The organism is Kocuria soli (assembly GCF_003797835.1).
Taxonomy (GTDB): domain Bacteria; phylum Actinomycetota; class Actinomycetes; order Actinomycetales; family Micrococcaceae; genus Kocuria; species Kocuria soli.
In genome coordinates this window covers 1-20,999 of sequence record NZ_RKMF01000014.1, presented here as the reverse complement: position 1 = coordinate 20,999, position 20,999 = coordinate 1, and the positions used below count along the sequence as shown (strand labels likewise).

Annotated in this window: 18 protein-coding genes and 2 riboswitches; of the genes, 12 read left to right on the top strand and 6 right to left on the bottom strand. The window is 67.0% G+C overall.

What is annotated here, in order from left to right; all coding sequences use genetic code 11:
• Positions 1-38: 38 nt before the first annotated feature.
• Positions 39-608 (bottom strand): DinB family protein, encoded by a 570-nt coding sequence (locus EDL96_RS10710; protein WP_123825978.1) that lies wholly within the window; start codon positions 606-608, stop codon positions 39-41.
• Positions 609-717: 109 nt separating this feature from the next.
• Here EDL96_RS10710 and EDL96_RS10705 point away from each other — a divergent pair, with 109 nt between their 5' ends.
• The 5 genes from EDL96_RS10705 to EDL96_RS10685 all read left to right on the top strand — a co-directional run bounded on the left by EDL96_RS10705 (position 718) and on the right by EDL96_RS10685 (position 8,039).
• Positions 718-1,674: a helix-turn-helix transcriptional regulator gene (locus EDL96_RS10705; protein ID WP_123825976.1), complete on the top strand. Its 957-nt coding sequence runs from the start codon at positions 718-720 to the stop codon at positions 1,672-1,674.
• 64 nt (positions 1,675-1,738) lie between these two features.
• A riboswitch (glycine riboswitch) is annotated at positions 1,739-1,837 on the top strand.
• A riboswitch (glycine riboswitch) is annotated at positions 1,838-1,945 on the top strand.
• Positions 1,946-1,991: 46 nt separating this feature from the next.
• Positions 1,992-4,961, top strand: coding sequence for an aminomethyl-transferring glycine dehydrogenase (gene gcvP, locus EDL96_RS10700; protein WP_123825974.1), 2,970 nt, complete (start codon positions 1,992-1,994; stop codon positions 4,959-4,961).
• Positions 4,961-6,118, top strand: a complete 1,158-nt coding sequence (gcvT, locus tag EDL96_RS10695; RefSeq protein ID WP_123825972.1) for a glycine cleavage system aminomethyltransferase GcvT — start codon at positions 4,961-4,963, stop codon at positions 6,116-6,118. Before gcvP ends, gcvT begins: the two co-directional genes overlap by 1 nt.
• 91 nt (positions 6,119-6,209) lie before the next feature.
• Entirely contained in the window at positions 6,210-6,596 is a 387-nt protein-coding gene (gene gcvH, locus EDL96_RS10690; protein WP_167739460.1) for a glycine cleavage system protein GcvH, read from the top strand.
• Between the two features lie 15 nt (positions 6,597-6,611).
• A complete protein-coding gene (locus tag EDL96_RS10685) occupies positions 6,612-8,039 on the top strand; it encodes an L-serine ammonia-lyase (RefSeq protein WP_123825970.1) in 1,428 nt (475 codons plus the stop codon).
• Here the strand turns inward: EDL96_RS10685 and EDL96_RS10680 are convergent.
• Both EDL96_RS10680 and pdxR read right to left on the bottom strand, forming a co-directional pair.
• Positions 8,008-8,583, bottom strand: coding sequence for a GNAT family N-acetyltransferase (locus EDL96_RS10680; protein WP_123825968.1), 576 nt, complete (start codon positions 8,581-8,583; stop codon positions 8,008-8,010). The two genes, EDL96_RS10685 and EDL96_RS10680, sit on opposite strands and share 32 nt — an antisense overlap.
• 169 nt (positions 8,584-8,752) lie before the next feature.
• Positions 8,753-10,234, bottom strand: a complete 1,482-nt coding sequence (pdxR, locus tag EDL96_RS10675; RefSeq protein ID WP_123825966.1) for a MocR-like pyridoxine biosynthesis transcription factor PdxR — start codon at positions 10,232-10,234, stop codon at positions 8,753-8,755.
• A 94-nt stretch (positions 10,235-10,328) separates the two neighbouring features.
• Between pdxR and pdxS the strand changes: the two genes are divergently transcribed.
• Genes pdxS through EDL96_RS10660 form a run of 3 tightly spaced genes read left to right on the top strand, consistent with a single transcriptional unit; the run spans position 10,329 to position 12,426 of the window.
• On the top strand, positions 10,329-11,234 hold the full coding sequence (pdxS, locus tag EDL96_RS10670) for a pyridoxal 5'-phosphate synthase lyase subunit PdxS (RefSeq protein ID WP_123825964.1): 906 nt from the start codon (positions 10,329-10,331) through the stop codon (positions 11,232-11,234).
• The gene (pdxT, locus tag EDL96_RS10665) at positions 11,231-11,857 is read left to right on the top strand and encodes a pyridoxal 5'-phosphate synthase glutaminase subunit PdxT (RefSeq protein WP_233568845.1); all 627 of its coding nucleotides are present in this window, start codon (positions 11,231-11,233) and stop codon (positions 11,855-11,857) included. The genes pdxS and pdxT overlap by 4 nt, the downstream gene beginning before the upstream one ends.
• Before the next feature lie 35 nt (positions 11,858-11,892).
• On the top strand, positions 11,893-12,426 hold the full coding sequence (locus EDL96_RS10660; protein ID WP_123825962.1) for a DinB family protein: 534 nt from the start codon (positions 11,893-11,895) through the stop codon (positions 12,424-12,426).
• Between the two features lie 49 nt (positions 12,427-12,475).
• Here EDL96_RS10660 and EDL96_RS10655 read toward each other — a convergent pair whose 3' ends face one another.
• From EDL96_RS10655 to EDL96_RS10645, 3 genes are all read right to left on the bottom strand, one after another.
• A complete protein-coding gene (locus tag EDL96_RS10655) occupies positions 12,476-13,663 on the bottom strand; it encodes an aminotransferase-like domain-containing protein (protein WP_123825960.1) in 1,188 nt (395 codons plus the stop codon).
• Positions 13,660-14,706 carry an agmatinase gene (speB, locus tag EDL96_RS10650; protein ID WP_123826114.1) on the bottom strand — a complete coding sequence of 349 codons (1,047 nt, stop codon included), beginning with the start codon at positions 14,704-14,706 and terminating at the stop codon, positions 13,660-13,662. The genes EDL96_RS10655 and speB overlap by 4 nt, the downstream gene beginning before the upstream one ends.
• Before the next feature lie 131 nt (positions 14,707-14,837).
• A complete protein-coding gene (locus EDL96_RS10645; RefSeq protein ID WP_123825958.1) occupies positions 14,838-15,404 on the bottom strand; it encodes a helix-turn-helix domain-containing protein in 567 nt (188 codons plus the stop codon).
• Between the two features lie 176 nt (positions 15,405-15,580).
• On the opposite strand from EDL96_RS10645, the gene EDL96_RS10640 reads away from it, so the two are divergent.
• The 4 genes from EDL96_RS10640 to EDL96_RS10625 all read left to right on the top strand — a co-directional run bounded on the left by EDL96_RS10640 (position 15,581) and on the right by EDL96_RS10625 (position 20,862).
• Positions 15,581-17,008, top strand: coding sequence for a sodium:solute symporter (locus EDL96_RS10640; RefSeq protein WP_123825956.1), 1,428 nt, complete (start codon positions 15,581-15,583; stop codon positions 17,006-17,008).
• Positions 17,009-17,052: 44 nt separating this feature from the next.
• Positions 17,053-18,492: an NAD-dependent succinate-semialdehyde dehydrogenase gene (locus EDL96_RS10635; protein ID WP_123825954.1), complete on the top strand. Its 1,440-nt coding sequence runs from the start codon at positions 17,053-17,055 to the stop codon at positions 18,490-18,492.
• Between the two features lie 128 nt (positions 18,493-18,620).
• On the top strand, positions 18,621-20,231 hold the full coding sequence (locus EDL96_RS10630) for a thiamine pyrophosphate-binding protein (RefSeq protein WP_123825952.1): 1,611 nt from the start codon (positions 18,621-18,623) through the stop codon (positions 20,229-20,231).
• 160 nt (positions 20,232-20,391) lie between these two features.
• Positions 20,392-20,862, top strand: a complete 471-nt coding sequence (locus tag EDL96_RS10625) for a hypothetical protein (RefSeq protein WP_123825950.1) — start codon at positions 20,392-20,394, stop codon at positions 20,860-20,862.
• Positions 20,863-20,999 lie beyond the last annotated feature (137 nt).

Here is a 20,999-nt window from a genome sequence, read left to right as displayed (position 1 = left end):
GGTTGTTGACACAGGTTGAATGTTCGGTGCGTTCGGGTTCAGCGGGTGTGGGCGTAGAGATCACGCAACAGCGAGACCTCGGACAGGTGGTGGATGAGTTCTCGGTTGATGTGCAGGATCAGGCTCAGCATGGGGCGGTCGGCCCATTCGCCTTCCGCCGGACCACACGGAGCCGCCAGGCGATCGGCGTCGAAACTGCGGATGCCGCTGAACCAGACGTCCAGCTCGTGCTCCAGCTGTTCGATCGCCCCGGCGGCCGTGGGCGAGTAGTCCCAGGTCATGTAGGAGGCCTCCGGGGCGCCCAGGTGGTCGTGGTTGCGAACGGCCAGCACACCGACGATCACGTGTCCGAGCCGCCAGGCGATCGTGGTGAACGGCGCGGGGTCCGGTTCCGGGAACTCGAAGTCGATCACCATCTCACCTGATCCGCCCTGAACGGCAGCCCCTTTGTGATCGCGGGAGTGGACGGTCCAGGCGGAACGGTCGTGGGTGGGGTCGAAGAAGTACTCGTCATCCGTCAAGGCGGAGAGTCGCGATTCCAACTGGTGCTTCCAGTGGATCTCGAACTGCTCGACGACGGCGGTCAGGGTGTCGATCTGGGTGTTCATCGGTGTCGCTCCTCCGAATGCGAACCGGGCGGCCCTTGCGCCCCGGACACCACCAGGTTCGCTCGGTCATAGGTCACTTTTTGTCCTCTGAAAAGGCCATGATGAATCCATGAGCGACACGACCCGACGTGCCCTGCGCCTGTTGACCCTCCTGCAGGCCCGACCGGTGTGGACCGGACAGAGCCTGGCGGACGAACTCGGCGTCACCACGCGGTCATTGCGCCGTGACATCGAACGCCTGCGAGACCTGGGCTATCCCGTGCTGTCCGAGAAGGGCCACGGCGGCGGCTACCAATTGGGTGCCGGGCAACGTCTCCCGCCCCTGCTGCTGGAGGCGGACGAAGCCGTGGCCGTGGGGGTTGGGCTGCGTTTGGCTGCGGCGTCCGGCATCACGGGCCTGGACGAGGTGGCGGTCAGGTCCCTGGCCCACCTGGAACAGTTGGTGCACCAATCCATCAAGGATCAGATCGCAACCGTGGGGGCCGCCGTCGACGTCGTGCTCACGGGTGTCCCACCCGTCCAACTGGAGACCCTGCTGGTTCTGGCCCAGGGGGTCCGCGGGCAGGTCCAGCTGCGGCTGGACTACGTGGCACGGGACGGAGCCGCCACGCGACGCCGCGTGGAGCCGTACCGGGTCCTGTCCATGGGGCGGAACTGGTACCTGTTCGCCTGGGACCTGGACCGTGATGACTGGCGCACCTTCCGTCTGGACCGGATCGAATCCGCGCGGGTCACCACGTTCCGTTACACCGCCCGGCCCACCCCGGACATCCAGGAGCACCTGCGCCAAGCGGTGTCCCAAGGGGCTCGAACGACCCGGGTACGTGTGCGGTTCCTGGCATCGCGGGAGGAGGTCGTCGCCGTGATTCCGGCCGAGGTGGGGACCTTGGAAGCCGAGGGGCCGGGCAGCTGTGTGCTGACCACGTTCACGGAGGAGTTCGACTGGGTGGCGTTCCGCCTGGTGTCCCTGCCCATGCCCGTCCAAGTGCTCGAACCACCCGAGCTGGTGGCCGCCATGAGCGCGATGAGTGAGCGACTGACCCGCACCGTGGAGCGCAGCCGGTGACCGACCCGGACCTTGGTGCGGAGACTCACGTCACGCTAAGCTCACCGCATAAACGAACATGCCGACGAGCGTTCCCGGGAGAGACCCCGCGGAAACTGCGTGGGGCGCCGTAGGAGCAATCCCTCCCCGGGAAACTCTCAGGCACCCGCACCGGGACGCTCGGCAACTCTGGAAAGTACGGGCCGGTCCTGATGGAGCGGACGCCGTCACCGACGGGGCAAACGGGAAGTTTCCCGTTGAATCTCTCAGGTTCCATGACAGAGCGGGGAGGATCCGGATGGGGCTCGCGCGAGGCCCCACGAACGAGGGAGTCCCGTATGAGTTCGTCAGAAGCACCCGCCCGCCCCGTGGGGCAGGATGCGCACGCTTTCGTGGACCGGCACATCGGTCCCCGGGGCGCCGAGTACGAGCGCCTGCTGAGCACCGTGGGCGTGGATTCCCTGGCCGATTTGGTTGACCGGGCGATTCCCGCCAGCATCAGGCAGGACCAGGAGCTGGAGCTTCCCGACGCACTCACGGAGGCGGAGGTTCTTGCCGAGCTTCGTAAGATCGCCGACCAAAACGACCCCGGCACCCCGATGATCGGCCAGGGCTTCTACGGAACGATCACCCCGCCCGCGATCGCCCGCAACCTGCTGGAGAGCCCGGCCTGGTACACCGCCTACACCCCGTACCAGCCGGAGATCTCGCAGGGCCGCCTCGAGCTGCTGCTGACGTTCCAGACGATGGTCCAGGGCCTCACGGGCCTGCCGATCGCCAACGCTTCCCTGCTGGACGAGGCGTCCGCCGTGGCCGAGGCCGCGCTGCTGATGAGCCGCGCCAACCGCAAGGCCAAGAACGGCGTGATCCTGGTGGACCAGGACCTGTTCCCGCAGTCACTCGCGCTGCTTCCCGGCCGTGCCCGCGCCGTCGGCCTGGACCTGCGCATCCTGGACCTGACCGAGGGCCTGCCCGAGATCGACGAGCCGGTGGCCGGTGTGATTCTCCAGCAGTCCGGTTCCTCCGGGCGGCTGCACGACTGGTCCGGGCTGATCGGTGCGGCGCATGAGCGGAACGCGATGGTCACCGTGGTCGCCGACCTCCTGGCGCTGACCCTGGTGGCCGCCCCCGGGGACCTGGGTGCCGACATCTCCGTGGGCACGTCCCAGCGATTCGGTGTGCCGCTGTTCGCCGGTGGCCCCCACGCCGCGTTCATGGCGGTCTCCGAAGGTCTGCAACGTTCCATGCCCGGCCGCCTGGTGGGCGTGAGTCACGACGACGCCGGTCGCCCCGCCTACCGTCTGGCCCTGCAGACCCGCGAACAGCACATCCGCCGTGAGAAGGCGACCTCCAACATCTGCACCGCCCAGGCGCTCCTGGCGGAAGTGGCTGCCTGCTACGCGGCCTACCACGGCCCGGAAGGACTGACGGCGATCGCCAAGCGCGTCCACGGACACGCGGTCAACCTGGCGGCTGCTCTGACCGAGGCCGGAGTGGAGCTGGTGGTCGAGCAGTTCTTCGACACGGTCGTGGCACGAGTGCCCGGCCGGGCGGACGACATCCTGGCCGCCGCCGCAGACCGGGGGATCGACCTGCGGCGCGTCGATGCCGACCACGTGGGTGTCTCCACGGACGAACGCACGACGGCCGCCGACATTGCCGCCGTGGCCGAGGTGTTCGGCGCGAAGGCCCCCAGCTCGGAACTCCGGGAACCGGACCTGCCCGAGAACCTGCGGCGAAGCAGCGACTTCCTCACCCACGAGAACTTCCACGCGTACCGCTCCGAAACCCGGATGATGCGCTGGCTGCGGCGGCTGGCCGACCGGGACCTGGCCCTGGACCGCACCATGATCCCCTTGGGCTCGTGCACCATGAAGCTCAACGCTGCCGTGGAGATGGCGGCGATCACCTGGCCGGAGTTCGCGGACGTCCACCCGTACTCACCGGCCGAACGCATGCAGGGGTGGCAGTACCTGGTCACGGACCTGGAGGAGCGGCTGGCCGAGATCACGGGCTACGCGAAGGTCTCCGTCCAGCCCAACGCCGGTTCCCAGGGCGAGTTGGCGGGCCTGCTGGCGATCCGCCGCTGGCACATCTCCCGCGGTGACGAACAGCGTGACATCTGCCTGATCCCCGCCTCCGCGCACGGCACCAACGCGGCGTCCGCAGTGCTCGCCGGGCTCAGGGTGCGGGTGGTCAAGACCGCTGAGAACGGCACGATCGACAGTGCCGACCTGCACAAGGCCATCGCGGAGAACGAGGGTCGGGTGGCCGCCATCATGATCACCTACCCCTCGACCCACGGGGTCTTCGAGTCCGAGGTCAGGGCCGTGTGCGACACGGTGCACGCCGCGGGCGGCCAGGTCTACGTGGACGGGGCCAATCTCAACGCCATGGTGGGACTCGCACGTCCGGGCCGGTTCGGCGGGGACGTCTCCCACCTGAACCTGCACAAGACCTTCTGCATCCCGCACGGTGGCGGCGGACCCGGCGTCGGACCGGTGGCCGTGGCCGAGCACCTGGTGCCCTTCCTGCCCGGTGACCCGCTGGCCGGGGACCCGGGCCGACCCACCGTGGGTGGGTCCACGAACGACGCCGAACCCCCGAAGGACGCCGAGTCTCTCGGCAAGGGTCTCCCCGTCACGAGCACCCGCTGGGGCTCCACCGGCGTGCTGCCGATCTCCTGGGCGTACCTGGCCCTGATGGGTGCGGAGGGCCTGACCCGGGCGTCGTCGGTGGCGCTGCTGAACGCGAATTACCTGGCCAAGCGGCTCAACGAACACTTCCCGGTGCTCTACACGGGGGAGGACGGGCTGGTGGCCCACGAATGCATCCTGGACTTCCGCAAGCTCACGGCGCGTTCGGGCATCGCGGTGGCCGACGTCTCCAAGCGTCTGATCGACTACGGCTTCCACGCACCCACGGAGTCCTTTCCCGTGAGCGGCACACTGATGGTGGAGCCCACGGAGTCCGAGGACCTGGCCGAACTCGACCGGTTCGTGGACACCATGATCGCGATCCGGGCAGAGATCGAGGAGGTCGCCCAGGGCAAGATCACGGCGGAGGACTCCGTTCTCCGCAACGCCCCGCACACGGCCGCCGTCCTGGTGGCTGACGAATGGGACCGGACCTACAGCCGCGAACAGGCTGCGTTCCCCCTGTCGGCGCTGCGGGTGGACAAGTACTTCCCACCCGTCGGACGCATCGACGGCGCCCACGGTGACCGCAACCTGGTGTGCTCCTGCCCGCCCCCGGAGGCCTTCGCCGACGCGACCACGACCGCCACGACCGCCCAGGAGACCGAGTGATGAACACCGAGGAATCGAAGCCCACCCCGCTCACCGCGGTCCACGAACGCCTGGGTGCCTCCTTCACCGATTTCGGCGGCTGGTGGATGCCCTTGCGTTACGGGTCGGACGTGGCCGAACACAAGGCGGTCCGGGAATCCGCGGGCATCTTCGACCTCTCCCACATGGGTGAGATCTCCGTGACCGGTCCCGATGCCGGGGCCTTCCTGGACCACGCCCTGGTCGGGCGACTGTCCGCGATCGAGGTCGGCAAGGCCAAGTACTCACTGCTGTGCAACGAACAGGGCGGGGTGATCGATGACCTCATCACCTACCGACTCGGGGCCGACGACTTCCTGGTGGTGCCCAACGCGGCCAACACCCCCGCTGCGCTCGCCGCCCTGCGTGAACGGACCACGGGGTTCGACGGTGAGGTCTTCGACGTGACGATCGAGGACCGTACCGCCGCTACCGCGCTGATCGCGGTCCAAGGCCCCGCGTCGGAGGCGATCCTGTTGGAGGTCGTTGCTCCCGAGAGCACGGATGCCGTCACGTCCCTGCGGTACTACGCGATCGTTGACGTCGTGGTGAACACCCCCTCCGGAGAGCTGCCGGTCAAGTTCGCCCGCACCGGGTACACGGGGGAGGACGGTTTCGAGATCTACGTGGACGCCCAGGACGACGACGGCGCCGCCGAGCGGCTGTGGACTGTGCTGGAATCAGCTGGCCAGGCACACGGACTGGTCCCCTGCGGTCTGGCCTCGCGCGACTCGCTCCGCCTGGAGGCGGGGATGCCGCTGCACGGGCACGAACTCTCCGAGCAGATCGACCCCTACAGCGCGGGACTCGGCATGGTCGTGGCGCTGAAGTCCAAGGAGGCGTTCGTGGGCCGGGACGCGCTCGCGCAGATCAAGGAGAACGGGCCGGCTCGCAAGTTGGTGGGCCTGGCCAATGACACCAAGCGTGCTGCCCGCCCCGGGTACACGGTGCTCCACAACGGTGAACCCGTGGGTGAGGTGACCTCCGGTGCGCCCAGCCCGACCCTTGGTCACGCGATCGCCCTGGCCTTCGTGTCCCCGGACCTCACGGAACCGGGGACGGAGCTCGAGGTCGATCTGCGCGGCAAGCCCACGGCGTTCCGCGTGGTCGAGCTCCCGTTCTACAAGAGAGCACGCTGAGCCGCATCGGGCACCGGTGGGCCCACCCGACGCACCCCATCCGCACCATCCACCCACCATCACCCCAGGTCAGAACCGAGAGGAACCCACGATGAGCGCCATTGACAAGGTCAACAAGGACTACCGCTACTCCGCCGAACACGAATGGGTGGACTCGTCCACGCCCGCCAAGGTGGGTCTCTCCCAGATCGCGGTGGACGCCCTGGGCGACGTCGTCTACGTGGACCTCCCGGAGGCCGGAACCACGGTGACCGCGGGGGAGGTCTGCGGCGAGGTCGAGTCCACCAAGTCCGTCTCCGAGATCTATTCACCCGTCACCGGAACCGTGGTGGAGGCCAACGACGCCGTCGTCGATGACCCCGCGATGCTCAATTCCGACCCCTACGGCCAGGCCTGGCTGTTCACGGTCGAGGTGGAGTCCGAAGGGGAGCTGCTCACCCCCGAGGAGTACGCGGCGGCTCAGGACGACGAGGACTGAGACAGGCGGAAACGGGTGGTCGTCAGTGTCTTCGATCTCTTCAGCATCGGCGTGGGGCCGTCCTCCTCTCACACGGTGGGCCCCATGCGCGCTGCAGCCGATTTCGTCACCGATCTGGTCGGGGACGGGTTGCTGGAGCGCGTGGCCACGGTGGGGGTCGACCTCTACGGTTCGCTGTCCTCCACGGGCAAGGGACACGGCACGTTCACCGCTGTGCTCCTGGGGCTCGAGGGGTACCGGCCGGAGCTGATCTCCCCCGAGACCGTCGACCGGCGGCGCGAAGCGTTGGAGGCGGGTGAACCCTTGCAGCTGGCCTCGGCGGTGGAGGGCGTCACGGAACCGCTCCGGTTGGACTTCCACGAAGGCGACATCGTGCAGCGACCGCTGACGCTGCTGCCGTACCACCCGAACGGCATGTGGTTCAGGGCCTTCGACGGTGACGGCAAGGTGATCGGGGAACGTACGGCCTATTCCTGCGGGGGCGGGTTCGTCGTCGTGGATCCGGTGGAGGGGGCCGATCCCATGGCCGATTCCGACCACGTCGCGGTGCCGTACCCGTACTCAGAGGCCACCGACCTCTTGCGGCTCTGCGCGGAGAACGACCTGACCGTGGCCGAACTCGCCCTGGCCAACGAGTGTGCACGGCGTCCGGAGCGGGAGGTGCTGGACGGGCTGGCGGAAATCGCCGCGGTGATGGAGGAGTCCAAGAACTCGAACCTGCGCCGTTCCGGTTGCCTCCCCGGGGGTCTTGCGGTGCGACGACGGGCACCGGAGTGGTACGCCAGGCTCAAGGCCATGGACACCACCTTCGACTCCCAGTACTGGGTCGAATGGGTCAACCTGGTGGCGCTCACGGTCAACGAGGAGAACGCGTCCGGCGGGCGGATCGTCACCGCGCCGACCAACGGGGCAGCGGGGATCGTGCCGGCCGTCCTGTTCTACGCCACCCACTACACCGCCGCGGCCCGCGGGCCCGAGGCGCGACCGCGCGCCGAGATCGTGGCGGACTACCTGCTGGCGGCCGGTGCCATCGGAGCCCTCATCAAGGAGAAGGCCTCGATCTCGGGTGCAGAGGTGGGGTGCCAGGGTGAGGTGGGGTCGGCGTCGTCGATGGCCGCCGCGGGACTGGCTCAGGTCATGGGCGGGACCCCCGAGCAGGTGGAGAACGCCGCGGAAATCGCCATGGAGCATCACCTGGGACTGACCTGCGACCCGGTGGGCGGGTTGGTGCAGGTGCCGTGCATCGAACGCAACGCGATCGCTGCCGTGACGGCGGTCAACGCGGCGCGGATGGCCCTGTTCGAGGACGGGCCCACGCACGTCAGCCTGGATCAGGTGATCGAGACCATGCGCGCGACGGGTGCCGACATGTCCGAGAAGTACAAGGAGACCGCGCGCGGCGGTCTGGCCGTCAGCGTTGGCGTGAACGTGGTCGAGTGCTGACGGCAGCCCCCGTCCCGATGCCTGGTGTCGCAGACCCGAGGCTCTCCGCGGAAGGGGCCTCCGACTGGTTCTCCCAATCCGTGGAGTAGAACCGTTCGTGGTCATCCGCGAAGGAGAAGACCATGCCGGCGCCTTCCATGACCTTCTGGGAAGCCACGTTGTCCCGGTGGGCGCTGCCGCGGATCATGCGGGCACCCTTGAGGTGGGCGATCTTGAGCAGGGCCCGGGCGGCTTCGGTCGCGTAACCCAGGCCTTGTGCCGATTCGGCGACCTCGTACCGGATGGTGGTCATGCCGTCCTCGTCCAGGGGTCGGTTGAACCCGGCGGTGCCCACGGGTCGACCCGAGTCCCGCAGCCGGATTTCGTAAGTGCCGAACGGGTGAGGGTTGCCCCGGAAGCGGTGGATCGTCAGGAAATCTGCGGCGGCTTCGATGTTCGCCGCTGACGGGTAGCCGGGGCTGCGGACGCCCGCGCGGATGACGGCCGTGGCTTCGGCCTCGGTCAGGGGATGCAGAATCAACCGATGGGTCATCAGGTCCTGCATGATGTTGCTGTCCGTTCATCGATTTGCGGTTGTGCGGTCAGAGTGCAAAATATCGCGCGTACACCCGTCTTGGCGAGTGAGAACCGCCGTGGGTGGTCACCGAAAAGTTGATTCCAGGCCCAGACCGGCACGGCAACCGTTCGAGGCCCGGCAGCTTCTTGTTCCCGTGTCACTCCGGTCGATCACAAACCTCCAGTAAGACGGGCAATACCCGTTGGAAATCGCTGTCGTCCGGGCGGGCAAACCCGACAACCACCCCGTGTCCACGATCCCCAGTCGGTGATACCTTGCCGTCGCCCCAGGTCCAGTACTCGGACTGGCCACCGACCACCAAGCCGCGTTCCCGGCAGGCCGCGATGACGTCCTGTTCCGGTCGATCCGTGTGAATCACGGCGTCGATACCCCCGTGCATCGGGACAAGTTGGGCGTGCGTGGCCTCCGAAAACACCGCCTGCACAGCGTCCCGGCGTCGTCGGTACTCGGTGCGCATGCGTTGAGTGTGCCGCCGGACCTGCCCCGAGGACAAAAGGTGAGCGAGCGCGAACTGGGTGATCGCAGCCACCGGGACGCCGAGGGTTTCACGGATGTGCCGCACCGCCGGGAGCAAATTTTCCGGTGCTGTCACGTACCCCGTGGCCAAGGACGGCGTGAGCAGCGTGGAAAAGGTGCCAAGCAGCGCAACCTGCTCACCCAAGGCGTCGAGGGCGGACAACGTGGGCAGCGGTGATCCGACGTACCGCAACTCTGAATCGAAATCGTCCTCGACCAGCAGGACGTCCCAGCGGTGTGCCCAGTCCAGGAGTTCGAGTCGCCGTTCCAAGGTGAGCGACCCTCCCAGAGGGTACTGATGGCTCGGGGTGACCACCAGGACGTCGGGGGCATTGCGGCCCGTGGGCAACTGGTCCACTCGTAGGCCGTTCCGGTCCACTGGGCAGGGCACCACCGTGTGACCGTGCGTGCTCGGCACCTCCCGAAGCCCCGGGTGCCCGGGAGCTTCCAGGCCCACGCGCAACTGGGCCCGTCCGTTGCGTCGTGCCGTGGCCGCCAACAGGAGGGTCAGTCCTTCCCGCGCACCCGCCGTGACCACCAGCGACGACGCCGGCACCGGCAGCGCGCGCATCAAACGCAGGTGTTCGGCTACTGCCTCACGCAAGAGATCAAGACCGATCGGTGCGGGGGAGAGGTCCGTGGGTTGGGCGGCTGCGTGACGCCAGGCGGCTCGCCAGGCGGGCCCCGCCACACGGCTGGAATCGGGTTGCCCGGGCCGCAGGTCGACGAGGGACTGGGTGTCTGTATCGGTGAGGGCGGTTGCGCCGTCGGTGTTCCGAAAGCTGTTTTGTGTTCCCGCTGACTTCGGCTGCCCCGAGAACCGGGGATGAATCTTGTTCAGTGCCGGGTGCACCACGGTCGGTTGCCCTTGCGAGGCTTGCAGGTAGCCCTCGCCCAGGAGCTGGTCGTAGGCGGTGACGACCGTGCCACGGGAAATGCCGAGACGTTCGGAGAGGTGACGGGTGGACGGCACCGACTCTCCGGGTGCCAGAACACCCGAGGTGATCTGCGCGCGGAGTGCGTCGGCCACCTGGACCGGCAACGAGCGGTGGTCGGTGCGGTCCAAGGTCAGGCTCACGTCCGTGGCTGCGCGCGCTGTCATGTTCCCAGTGTGGTCGCAATCCGCTCACTGGTCCATTCAAGGAGGCCTCAAGTGGATCTTGAGCTGAACCAGTCACCGGGCGAGCATGATCGTCATGACTGATTCCACAGCAACCACCGGATCTCCCCTCGTCAAGCGCGGCCTGGCCGAGATGCTCAAGGGCGGGGTGATCATGGACGTGGTCACGGCCGAGCAGGCCAAGATCGCGGAAGATGCGGGCGCCGTCGCCGTCATGGCATTGGACCGGGTCCCCGCGGACATCCGAGCGCAGGGCGGGGTGGCCCGCATGTCCGACCCCGACCTGATCGACGGGATCGTCGAGGCCGTGTCCATTCCTGTCATGGCTAAGGCGAGGATCGGGCACTTCGTGGAGGCCCAGATCCTGCAAGAGCTGGGAGTGGACTACATCGACGAGTCCGAGGTCCTCAGCCCCGCGGACTACGTCAACCACATCGACAAGCACTCCTTCACCGTGCCGTTCGTGTGCGGGGCGACCAATCTCGGGGAAGCCCTGCGGCGGCTTGCCGAAGGTGCGGCGATGATTCGCTCCAAGGGCGAGGCGGGAACGGGCGACGTCTCGGAAGCCACCAAGCACATCCGAACCATCCGGAAACAGATCGCCGATCTGCAGGCCACGTTGCGCTCCAACCCCGACGAACTGTTCGTGGCCGCCAAGGAGTTGCAGGCCCCGTACGAGATCGTCCGGGAGGTCGCGGAGACCGGAAAGCTCCCCGTGGTCCTGTTCACCGCGGGTGGCGTGGCAACCCCGGCCGATGCGGCCATGATGATGCAGCTCGGGGCTGATGGGGTGTTCGTGGGCTCCGGGATCTTCAAGTCCGGCAACCCCGCCCAGCGGGCCGAGGCGATCGTGGCCGCCACGGCGCAGTACGACGACCCGGCCGCTGTGACCGCAGCCTCCCGTGGACTGGGGGACGCCATGGTGGGCATCAACGTGGCGGACCTCCCCGCGCCGCACCGGCTCGCAGAACGCGGGTGGTGAACCCGGGCATCACCGGGGTGCCGCGCATAGCTGTCCTGGCCCTGCAGGGCGGTGTCGCCGAACACGTGGAGATGTTGCGTGAGCTGGGTGCCGAACCAGTACCCGTGCGGTCTGCGGCGGCACTGTCTTCTGGCCCATGGCACGGCGTGGTTCTTCCCGGGGGTGAGTCCTCCACGATGGACCGACTGCTCAGGCGCTTCAGGATGCGGGACCCGCTCGCGGAACTGATCACCTCCGGGGTGCCAGTCCTGGCCACGTGCGCCGGGCTGATCCTGCTGGCCGAACGCATCGAGGACCCCGCGCCCGGTCAGACGTCGTTGGGAGTTCTCCCCGTCACCGTCCGGCGCAACGCGTTCGGACGGCAGGTCGATTCGTCCAGGGAAGAGGTCAGCACCGCCTTCGGTAAGGTCGATGCCGCCTTCATCCGGGCCCCGGAGGTGACGGCCGTGGGTGGCGATGTCCGGGTGATCGCACGTCGCGGGAGCTCTCCGCAGGGGGCGGGCGCCGTCGTCGCGGTGGCCACCGATCAGGTGATCGGCATGTCCTTCCATCCCGAGCTCACGCATGACCTCACGTTGCACTCGGAGTTCGTGCGTCGTGCGCACCGGCAACGGCACGCATAGCGTGGTGAGAAACCACCAGCACGGAGGAGGCAGTCATGTCAGAGACCCAAGAACCCCAGCCCGTGCCCGCCGACACCAAGAACTGGGTTGCCGTGTTGGACAAGGGGTGTGAACAGTGCGGTTGGCAGCCCTTCGAGCCGCGAGAGACCGCTGCGCGTCTGAGCGATGCTGCCCTGCGCTGGGAGGGCGTCCTGGAGGGCGACGACGTCTCAATGCGCCCCGATCCGCTCGTTTGGTCACCCGTGGAATACGCCTGTCACGTCCGTGATCTGCTGCAGTTGCTGGCGGATCGCGTCGAGGCGATTCTTTCGGAGGATGACCCGGAGTTCGCGAACTACGACGGCGACGCCGCTGCCGTCGAGCAGCGCACCTGGGCCTCGGATCCGCTCGTCGTGTCCCGGGAGATTGCTGAGGCCACGCAACGTGCGGTGGCTGAACTCAAGGCAGTGGGCGCCGACGACTGGCAACGTCCGGGCCACCGGGGTGACGGCGTGAGCTTCACCCTGGGGTCGCTGTGCCAGTTCAAGGTTCACGAGGCCGAGCACCATCTGTGGGACGTGGAGGTCTGACACGGGAGCCTCTAGGCATGCAGTGGCCCGTGACACCGATGTGGATGGTTCAGGCAGGCCGAACAGCCGAGGCCAGGCGGCGAATGCCTTCCTTGGCCCGGTCGGGTGTCACGCCGGAGAAAGCAACTCGTACGGCGTCGGAGGATCGACCGTCGGCGTAGCACGCCGCTCCCGGGACGATGACCACACCTTCCCGGATACCTCGTCCCAGCACGTCCGTCAGGCCCGCTCCCGGCATGCGAACCCAGGTGAAGAAACCACCGGTTGGATCGGTCCATTCGGCGCGGTCACCCAGGTGCTCGGCCAGTGCGCCTGTGACCGCAGCGGCTCGTTCGGCGTACAGCGCGACGGTGCGATCCAGGACGTCGGGCCATTCGGGTGAGCCCAGCCAGGCGACCGCCAACTCCTGGGAGAGCATCGACGGGTGGATCAGCACCGCTTCGGCTGCAATCTGCATCCGCGCACGGACTGGCCCGGGTGCCACCGCCCACCCCACACGCAGACCGGGGGAGAAGATCTTGGACGCGCTGCCCAGGTGGATCACATGGTCCGGGGCCAGCGAGTGCAAAGTGGGCGCGGGATCCGCACCGCGGTCGAAGGCAAGCAGACCGTAGGGATCGTCCTCCAGGATCATCACGTCCCGCGCGGCGCAGACCTCCACCAGCGCGCGGCGTCGCTCGGTGGACAGGCTCACTCCGGTGGGGTTCTGGAACGTCGGCACGGTGTAGAGGAACGGGACACGTCGTCCCTCGCGCGCCAAGGTGTCCAGGGCGGCCGCGACGTCGTCGGGATTCAGACCCTCACCGTCGATGTCCACGTGACGAACCTCGACCTCGTAACTGCCGAACACGCCCAGCGCGCCCACGTACGTCGGACCTTCCGCGAGCACCACGTCGCCGGGGTTGCAGTACAGCTTGGTCACGAGGTCCAGCCCGGCTTGGGAACCCGCCAGTGGCTGCACCTGGTCCTCGGTGACCTGTGAACCGCGGCTTCTCATGAGATTCACGACGAGCGCGCGGAACGCCTCCGTGCCTGCGCCGGATCCGTACTGCAGGACTTCAGGGCCTCGGTCCGCCAGCAGGGTGGCGGCCAATGTTCCGATCGACCCTCCCGGCAGTAGTGAGAGGTCAGGGTTTCCGCCGGCCAGAGACACGACGGACGGGTCCATGGCCGTCTCGAATACTGCGCGAACGGGCGACGGGCGGAACTCTTCGGCCCGCTTGGCGAAGGCGGTCATACCCGGCCACCGGGTTTGTCCTGCTCCGCCGACTCCCCGTACGTGGTCTCCGAGATCCCGTAAGCCGGTGAGCCCGGTGCCGCACCGGGGCCCAGAGCCAGCAGGGTCAGCATCTCGTACACCACGTGCGCGGCGGCGATACCCGTCAATTCCGCGTGATCGTAGGCGGGGGAGACTTCCACGACGTCGCAGCCGACGATGTTGAGTCCGCGCAGCCCGCGCAGGATCTCCAGCGTTTCCCGGCTGGTCATGCCCCCGGCCTCCGGGGTTCCCGTGCCGGGCGCGTGTGCCGGGTCGAGGACGTCGATGTCCAGGGAGACGTACAGCGGGCGGTCACCCACCTTGTCACGGAGGACTGCCACCACGGAATCCACTCCGCGGCGCATGACGTCAGCGGAAGACACGATGCCGAAGCCGAACCGTTCGTCGTCGTTGAGGTCCTGGGTGCCGTAGAGCGGGCCACGGGTGCCCACGTGCATGACGGCGTCGGGGTCGATCAGGCCTTCTTCGTGTGCCCGGCGGAACGGGGTGCCGTGGGTGTATTCGGCGCCGAAGTAGGTGTCCCAGGTGTCCAGGTGTGCGTCGAAGTGCAGCAGGGCCACGGGCCCGTGGGCCCTGTGGGCCGCGCGCAGCAGGGGGAGGGCGATGGTGTGGTCCCCACCGATGCTCACCAGCTTGGTGCCCGCGCCAATGAGTTCGGAGGCGTCGGTGGCAATGGCGTCGATGGCTTCGGAAATGTCGAACGGATTGGCCACCAGGTCCCCCGCGTCCGCGACCTGGCACAACGCGAACGGGGAGGCGCTCTGGGCAGGGTTGAAGGGACGAAGCAGTCGCGAGGACTCTCGGACGTGATTCGGCCCGAATCGAGCACCCGAGCGGTACGAAACCCCCGCGTCGAACGGAATACCCACAACGGCGAGGTCCGCGTGCTCCACCTCGTCGATCCGCGGAAGCCGGGCGAAAGTTCCCAACCCGGCCCACCGGGGGGTCTTGGCCGCGTTGACGGGGCCGACGAGTTGGCGTCCGTCCGGGCCGGTCGCCATGACGCGTTCGGGCTGTGTCCGTGACTGCTTGTCCGTGCTCATCTTGTCCGTGATCATCTTCCTGCTCCTGCTCGCGTGACTGCTGAGTTCCATGCCTGGCTGCTGTGCTCCATGGGCGGTGTCGGTTGTTCTCACGTGGCCATGGCCCACAGGACCACGGCCTCCGTCTCTCCGGGGTTGACCCATCCGTGAGGTTCGGACCCGGGGAAGCTCACGGTGTCGCCCGCTTCCAGTTCGAATCGCCGATCCGGGGTGATCAGGCTGAACCTGCCCGCGATCACGTGCAGGGCCTCGTGCCGGCAGTCCATGCTGTACAGCTCGTCCTCGCTGCGCCCGCCCGGGGCAATGGTCGCGCGGATGAGTTGCAGGCTGCGATTACCCGACGGCGTGACCAGCTGCTCCCGGATGCCCTCCCCACCCAGCCGCACCAAGGGCGCCTCCGCCAACCGCACGACGTCGACGTCGGACTCCGCCGTGAAGACGTCACCGACCTCCACCCGTAGGACCCGGCACAGACGCACCAGGGCGTCCACGGACGGTGAGGTCAGATCCCGTTCGACCCTCGAGACGAAGCCTTTGGACAAGTCGGCCCCGGCGGCCAGCTGCTCCACGGTCATGTGATTGCGACGGCGGAGATTGCGCAGCCGCGCCCCGATCCTCGGGTCCCCGGAACCGCTGTGCACCGGCAGAGATTTCACGAGTCGACCTCCTCTGTGACCTGCGGCCGGACGTCGGATGATGAACCGAACCGACTGGATCTCTATGTCATGGGTCACATCTGTTATTACACTAGTACGAAACTCTTGTTTCGCGACAGACAACTGGCGGGGCGGCCCGCTCGATGAGCACCCGCAGGGAAGAGGGGGAGTCCCCAATGAACGTCGCAATCATCGTGCTCTACCTGGTCGCAATGGTGGCCATAGGACTCTGGGCTGCTCGCCGCGCGTCGACCACCGAGGACTACCGCGTGGCTGGTCGTCGGTTGGGGCCCTTCTTCTACACGGGGACCATGTCGGCCGTGGTGCTGGGTGGGGCGTCGACCGTCGGCGGCATCGGACTCGGCTACACCTACGGCATCTCTGGAATGTGGCTGGTGTTGGCCATCGCCATCGGCTTGTTGATCCTCAGCGTGGTGTTTGCCGGCCGACTCACCAGGCTCAAGATCTACACGGTCTCCCAGATGCTCGGTTTGCGCTACGGGGAGGGCATCGCCTCGAGGGTTTCGTCCGTCGTGATGCTCGCCTACACGCTGATGCTCGCGGTGACCTCGACCTCCGCGTATGCCTCGATCTTCTCCGTCCTGTTCCCCATCGACCGCACCGGTGCGATTCTGCTGGGTGGCTTGATCGTCGTGTCCTACTCGGTCCTGGGCGGGATGTGGTCCATCACGCTGACGGACATGATGCAGTTCCTGTTCATGACCGTGGGGATCTTCTTGATCCTGCTCCCCTTCTCCCTGAGCGCGGCCGGTGGGTGGTACGGGCTGACTGAAAGACTGGACGCCACGTTCTTCGCCGTGGATTCCATGGGGCTGCAGTCGATCGCCACGATGTTCGTGGTCTATGGCTTCGGGATGTTGATCGGTCAGGACATCTGGCAGCGGGTGTTCACCGCCAGATCACCCGGGGTGGCCCGCTGGGGTGGGTTGAGCGCATCCGTGTACGTCGGCCTCTACGGCGTGGCCGGGGCGCTGATTGGAACAGCTGCCGCAGCTGTTCTCCCCGTGCTGGAGAGTCCCGACGACGCGTTCGCGATGATGGCCCAAGAGCACGTTCCGGCCGGGCTGGGCGGTGTGGTCCTGGCCGCCGGTGTCGCCGCCATGATGTCCACAGCCTCCGGAGCGCTCATCGCGTCGGCCACCGTGGCACGGGTGGACGTGGTGCCGCTGATCAAGACCTTGATCAGCGGCGGTGACGAGTCCCGACCGTCGCTGCGCGGCGACCGCGCCTATCTCCTGGTTTTCGGCGTGCTGGTCACGCTGGCATCGATCCTGGTCAGCGACGTGGTCACGGCGTTGACCATCGCCTACGACATCTTGGTGGGTGGCCTGCTGGTTGCGATCCTGGGTGGACTCGTGTGGCGGCGGGGCAACGCCTTGGGAGCCGCGTGGTCGATGGTCGCCGGATCCGTGGGTGTGGTCATCGGGATGTTCGCCTTCGGGGTCATGGCCAACGCGCCGATCTACATCGGGTTGGGGGTCTCGGCCGTCGTGTACGTCGTCGTGTCCCTTGCCAGCGGCCGTACTGACGACGCCGTGCTGGAGGCGTGGGACAGACGCCTTGCGGCCAAAGAAGTCAACTAGAAGCATGGCAAGCACGTGAACGACGACGCAAAGGAGCGACGACGATGAGCAACGGAACGCAGTACAAGACCGTGAACCCGGCCTCGGGCCAGACCACGGCCGAGTACGACACCGTCACCGACGAGCAGCTCGAAGAGGCTCTGGTGAAGGCCGAGGCAGGGTTCGCCGCGTGGCGGGCCATGCCGATCGAGGATAGGGCCGAGATCGTCACCCACGTGGCCGAACTGTTCAAGAACCGGGCCGACGACCTGGCCGCCATTGCGACCCAGGAGATGGGAAAGCCGTTGGCCGAGTCCCGCGGGGAGGCGGAGTTCTGCGCGGACATTTTCGGTTACTACGCCGATCAGGGGCCCGCGCTGGCCGCCGACCAGCCGATCAAGTCGACGATCGAGGGCAAGGCGGTGATCCAGTCTCGGCCGATCGGCGCCCTGCTGGGGATCATGCCGTGGAATTACCCGTTCTACCAGGTGGCCCGGTTCGCGGCCCCCAACTTGATGCTCGGCAATGTCATCCTGCTCAAGCACGCCGAGAGCGTTCCGCAGTGTGCTCTGGCCATCCAGGACATCATGCGGGAAGCGGGCGTGCCGGAAGGCGTGTATCAGAACATCTTCGCCAGTCATGACCAGATCGAGAGGGTCATCGGTGACCCGCGGATCCAAGGTGTGTCTCTGACCGGGTCCGAGCGGGCCGGTGCCAAGGTGGCCGAAATCGCCGGGCGCAACCTCAAGAAGGTGGTCCTGGAGCTGGGTGGGTCGGACCCGTTCGTCGTCCTGGACACCGACAACGTGGCCGAGTCCGCCCAGCTGGCCTTCGACACCCGGATCGAGAACACCGGGCAGGCGTGTAATTCCAACAAGCGGATCATCGTCTCCGGGGAAATCTATGACGATTTCGTGGCCGAAATGGTCCGCCTGACCTCGGAGCTCGAACCGGCCGATCCTGCCGCCGAGCGTCCGAAGACCTACGGTCCGATGTCCTCGCGTGCTGCCGCGGAGAAGTTGGATCAGCAGGTCAAGACGGCAGTGGAGGAAGGCGCGACCCTGCACGTCGGCGGTGAGCTGTCCTCCGGCCCGGAGGCCTTCTTCAGCCCGGCCGTGCTGACGGATGTCGCCGAGGGGACCCAGGCATACAAGGAGGAACTGTTCGGACCAGTCATCGTGGTCTACCGCGTCGAGTCGGACGAGGAGGCCCTCGCGTTGGCCAACGACACCCCGTTCGGGCTCGGAGGTTCCGTACACAGCACCGACCCCAAACGAGCGGAGGCGATCGCGCAGCTGCTGGAGGTGGGCATGAGCGCTGTCAACGCGCCGTCGGCGGAGACCGCGGAGATGCCCTTCGGGGGTGTCAAGCGTTCCGGCTACGGCCGTGAACTGGGCCCGCTGGGAATGGACGAGTTCGTGAACAAGCGGCTGCTGTTCATCGCGGGGCCGGAGGCCGAAGCCGAGGACGCCGGCGAACACCCGGCCACCGCCGCCCAAGCCTGATCCATGAGCCTGGCTGTCCGTGCCGCCGACCGCACCGCCTGTTGCGAGCACACCGCGTACACCCGGTGTGGTCGACACGAATCGGTGCGGTCGGTGCATCCGGGCCACGAATCCGAAGGGGCAACAGCATGACCGCGCACCGCACCACCGGCCGGGCTGTCTTGGAGGCCCTGCGCGGGTACGGGATCGACACGGTGTTCGGAATTCCGGGAACCCATTCGCTCGAGTTCTACCGGCCCATGCGTGACCTTGGCATCCGCGCGATCACGCCACGGCACGAACAGGGGGCGGCGTACGGCGCGGACGGATGGTCCTTGATCTCCGGCCTTCCGGGGGTGGTGATCACGACGTCGGGTCCTGGGCTGCTCAACTCTCTGTCCGGTGCGGCGACGGCGTACGCGGAGTCCCGACCCATGATTCTGCTCTCTCCGGGGCGGCCACTTGGACAGGACTTCCGCGACATCGGCGACCTGCACGAGACCAAAGACCCGTCGGGTGCGGTCAACTCCATCGTCGGGCGCTCGCGGAGGGTGACCAACGGGTCCGAGGCGATCACGATGATCCACGACGCCATGCGGGACTTCACCCATTCCCGTCCCCGACCCGTACACATCGAGATCCCGCTGGACATCCTGGAAGCGGAGCTCGAGTACACGGACCGCCAGGTCGCGCCCCGACCGTTGGGCGCCCCGCAACCCGCGCCCGTCGACGACGTCGTACGGGCTGCGCACGTGCTCACCGAGGCCGAACGGCCGGTGATCCTGGCCGGTGGCGGGTCCCTGGCCGCCGGTGAACACCTGCTGGAATTGGCCGTCAAACTCGAAGCGCCGGTCATCACCACCACCAACGGAAAGGGAGCGATCCCCGAACGCCATCGGTTGTCCCTGGGCGCGGATCTGCGGCTCACGACCGCGCACGAGTTCCTACGCGCGTCGGATGCTCTGCTGGTGATCGGGTCCAAGGTCGGTGCCGCGGAGCTCTGGGGTGGAGACATCACTCCCGCGGGCCCGATCATCCGCGTGGACATCATGCGGGATCAGATGCTGTGCAACGTGGACCCGGAGATCGAGCTGCCGGGCAACTCGGCCGCCGTCGTTCCGCAGCTGATCGAGGCTCTTGGGGACGTGGCACCACGGGAACCGCGGGACCTGTCCGAGGTCTTCGTTCGCCTGGACGCGGAAGGCCGACAGAGGGCGCCGGAGCTGGCTGAACTCAACGAAGCCATCATGAACGCCGTCCCGGACGACACCATCATCGGTGGGGACTCGTCCCAGGTCACGTACATGGGGTCCACCACATTTTTCCGCGCGCAGTTACCCAAATCACTGCTTTACATGGGGACATACGCCACACTTGGCTATGGGCTGCCCGCCTCGATCGGGGCAAAGCTCGCAGCACCGGAACGTCCCGTCGTGTCTCTGGTTGGCGACGGGGCGTTGATGTTCTCCATTCAGGAGCTCATGACCGCGGTGGAACTCGGACTGACCCTTCCCATCGTGTGCGTGGACAACGGCGGCTATGGAGAAATTAGGGCCAATATGGAAGACCGTCAGATTGATCCTCTGGCGGTCGACCTGCGGCAGCCGGACTGGGTTGCGCTGGCGAAGGCTTTCGGGGCCTGTGGCGTTTCGGCCACCACCGACGACCTCGCCACCCGCGTCCTGGAAGCCCTGGAAGCAGAAGGCCCCACGCTGATCCACTTGCCGATCTCGAAGAGCGTGGAGACACCGACGGGATGATGCGGCCGGATTAAACCTGGCCGACCTCAATGGAATCGGCACGCGACGGGCTGCAATGCAACCAATCAACGTGTGACAAGGTGTCTCCTCGGGACACGGCATACGACTGATGTTTCGATCGATTTGGAGGTCGCGCATGTCCCGGAACTCAGAGAATCCTGTGCCGTCGTTCCTGGGTGCGCTGCCGGAGTCCATCCGACGTGGCGCTGCTTTGGACGAGCTGCACCAGGACCTCTTGATTCTGGAAGCCAACCCCTGTGGCCGGTGGACAGGTGCCGTCTACGTCATTGATGAAGAGAACCCGGGTTACAGGAAGACGCAGGACCTCGACCTGTTGCGGATTCTGGGTTCCCATCCGGGAGCGTGGAGCCTTGAGGCAGCCAAGTTTCTGGCGCTCGGGATGTCGGCAACGTCACCGCAAGCGCGGACTGTGCCAGCCGAGATCATGGTTGACGTTGTCGGGAGACGAATCAGCGCACTGGGCATGGGGGCTGGATTCTCGCAGGTTGTGGCCAAAGTCAAGATCACGCGTTGGATAGGTGCCTTGACCGAGGCCGCGCAGAACAGTGCTGAGGGCAGTCTGACCGGTGACATCCGTCCTGACGTATCTGCTGCCCAGGCTGGAACGTGACACGCATCGTCTAGCGCGTGTCTCCTAAGTTCGTGAGGACGCGGGGGTGACGGTAGGTCAATGAGCCGGCGAAGCGTGTTGTCCGATACCCAATGGGAGACGATCCAGCCCTTGCTCCCCGCTCAGCGCCCCTGGTC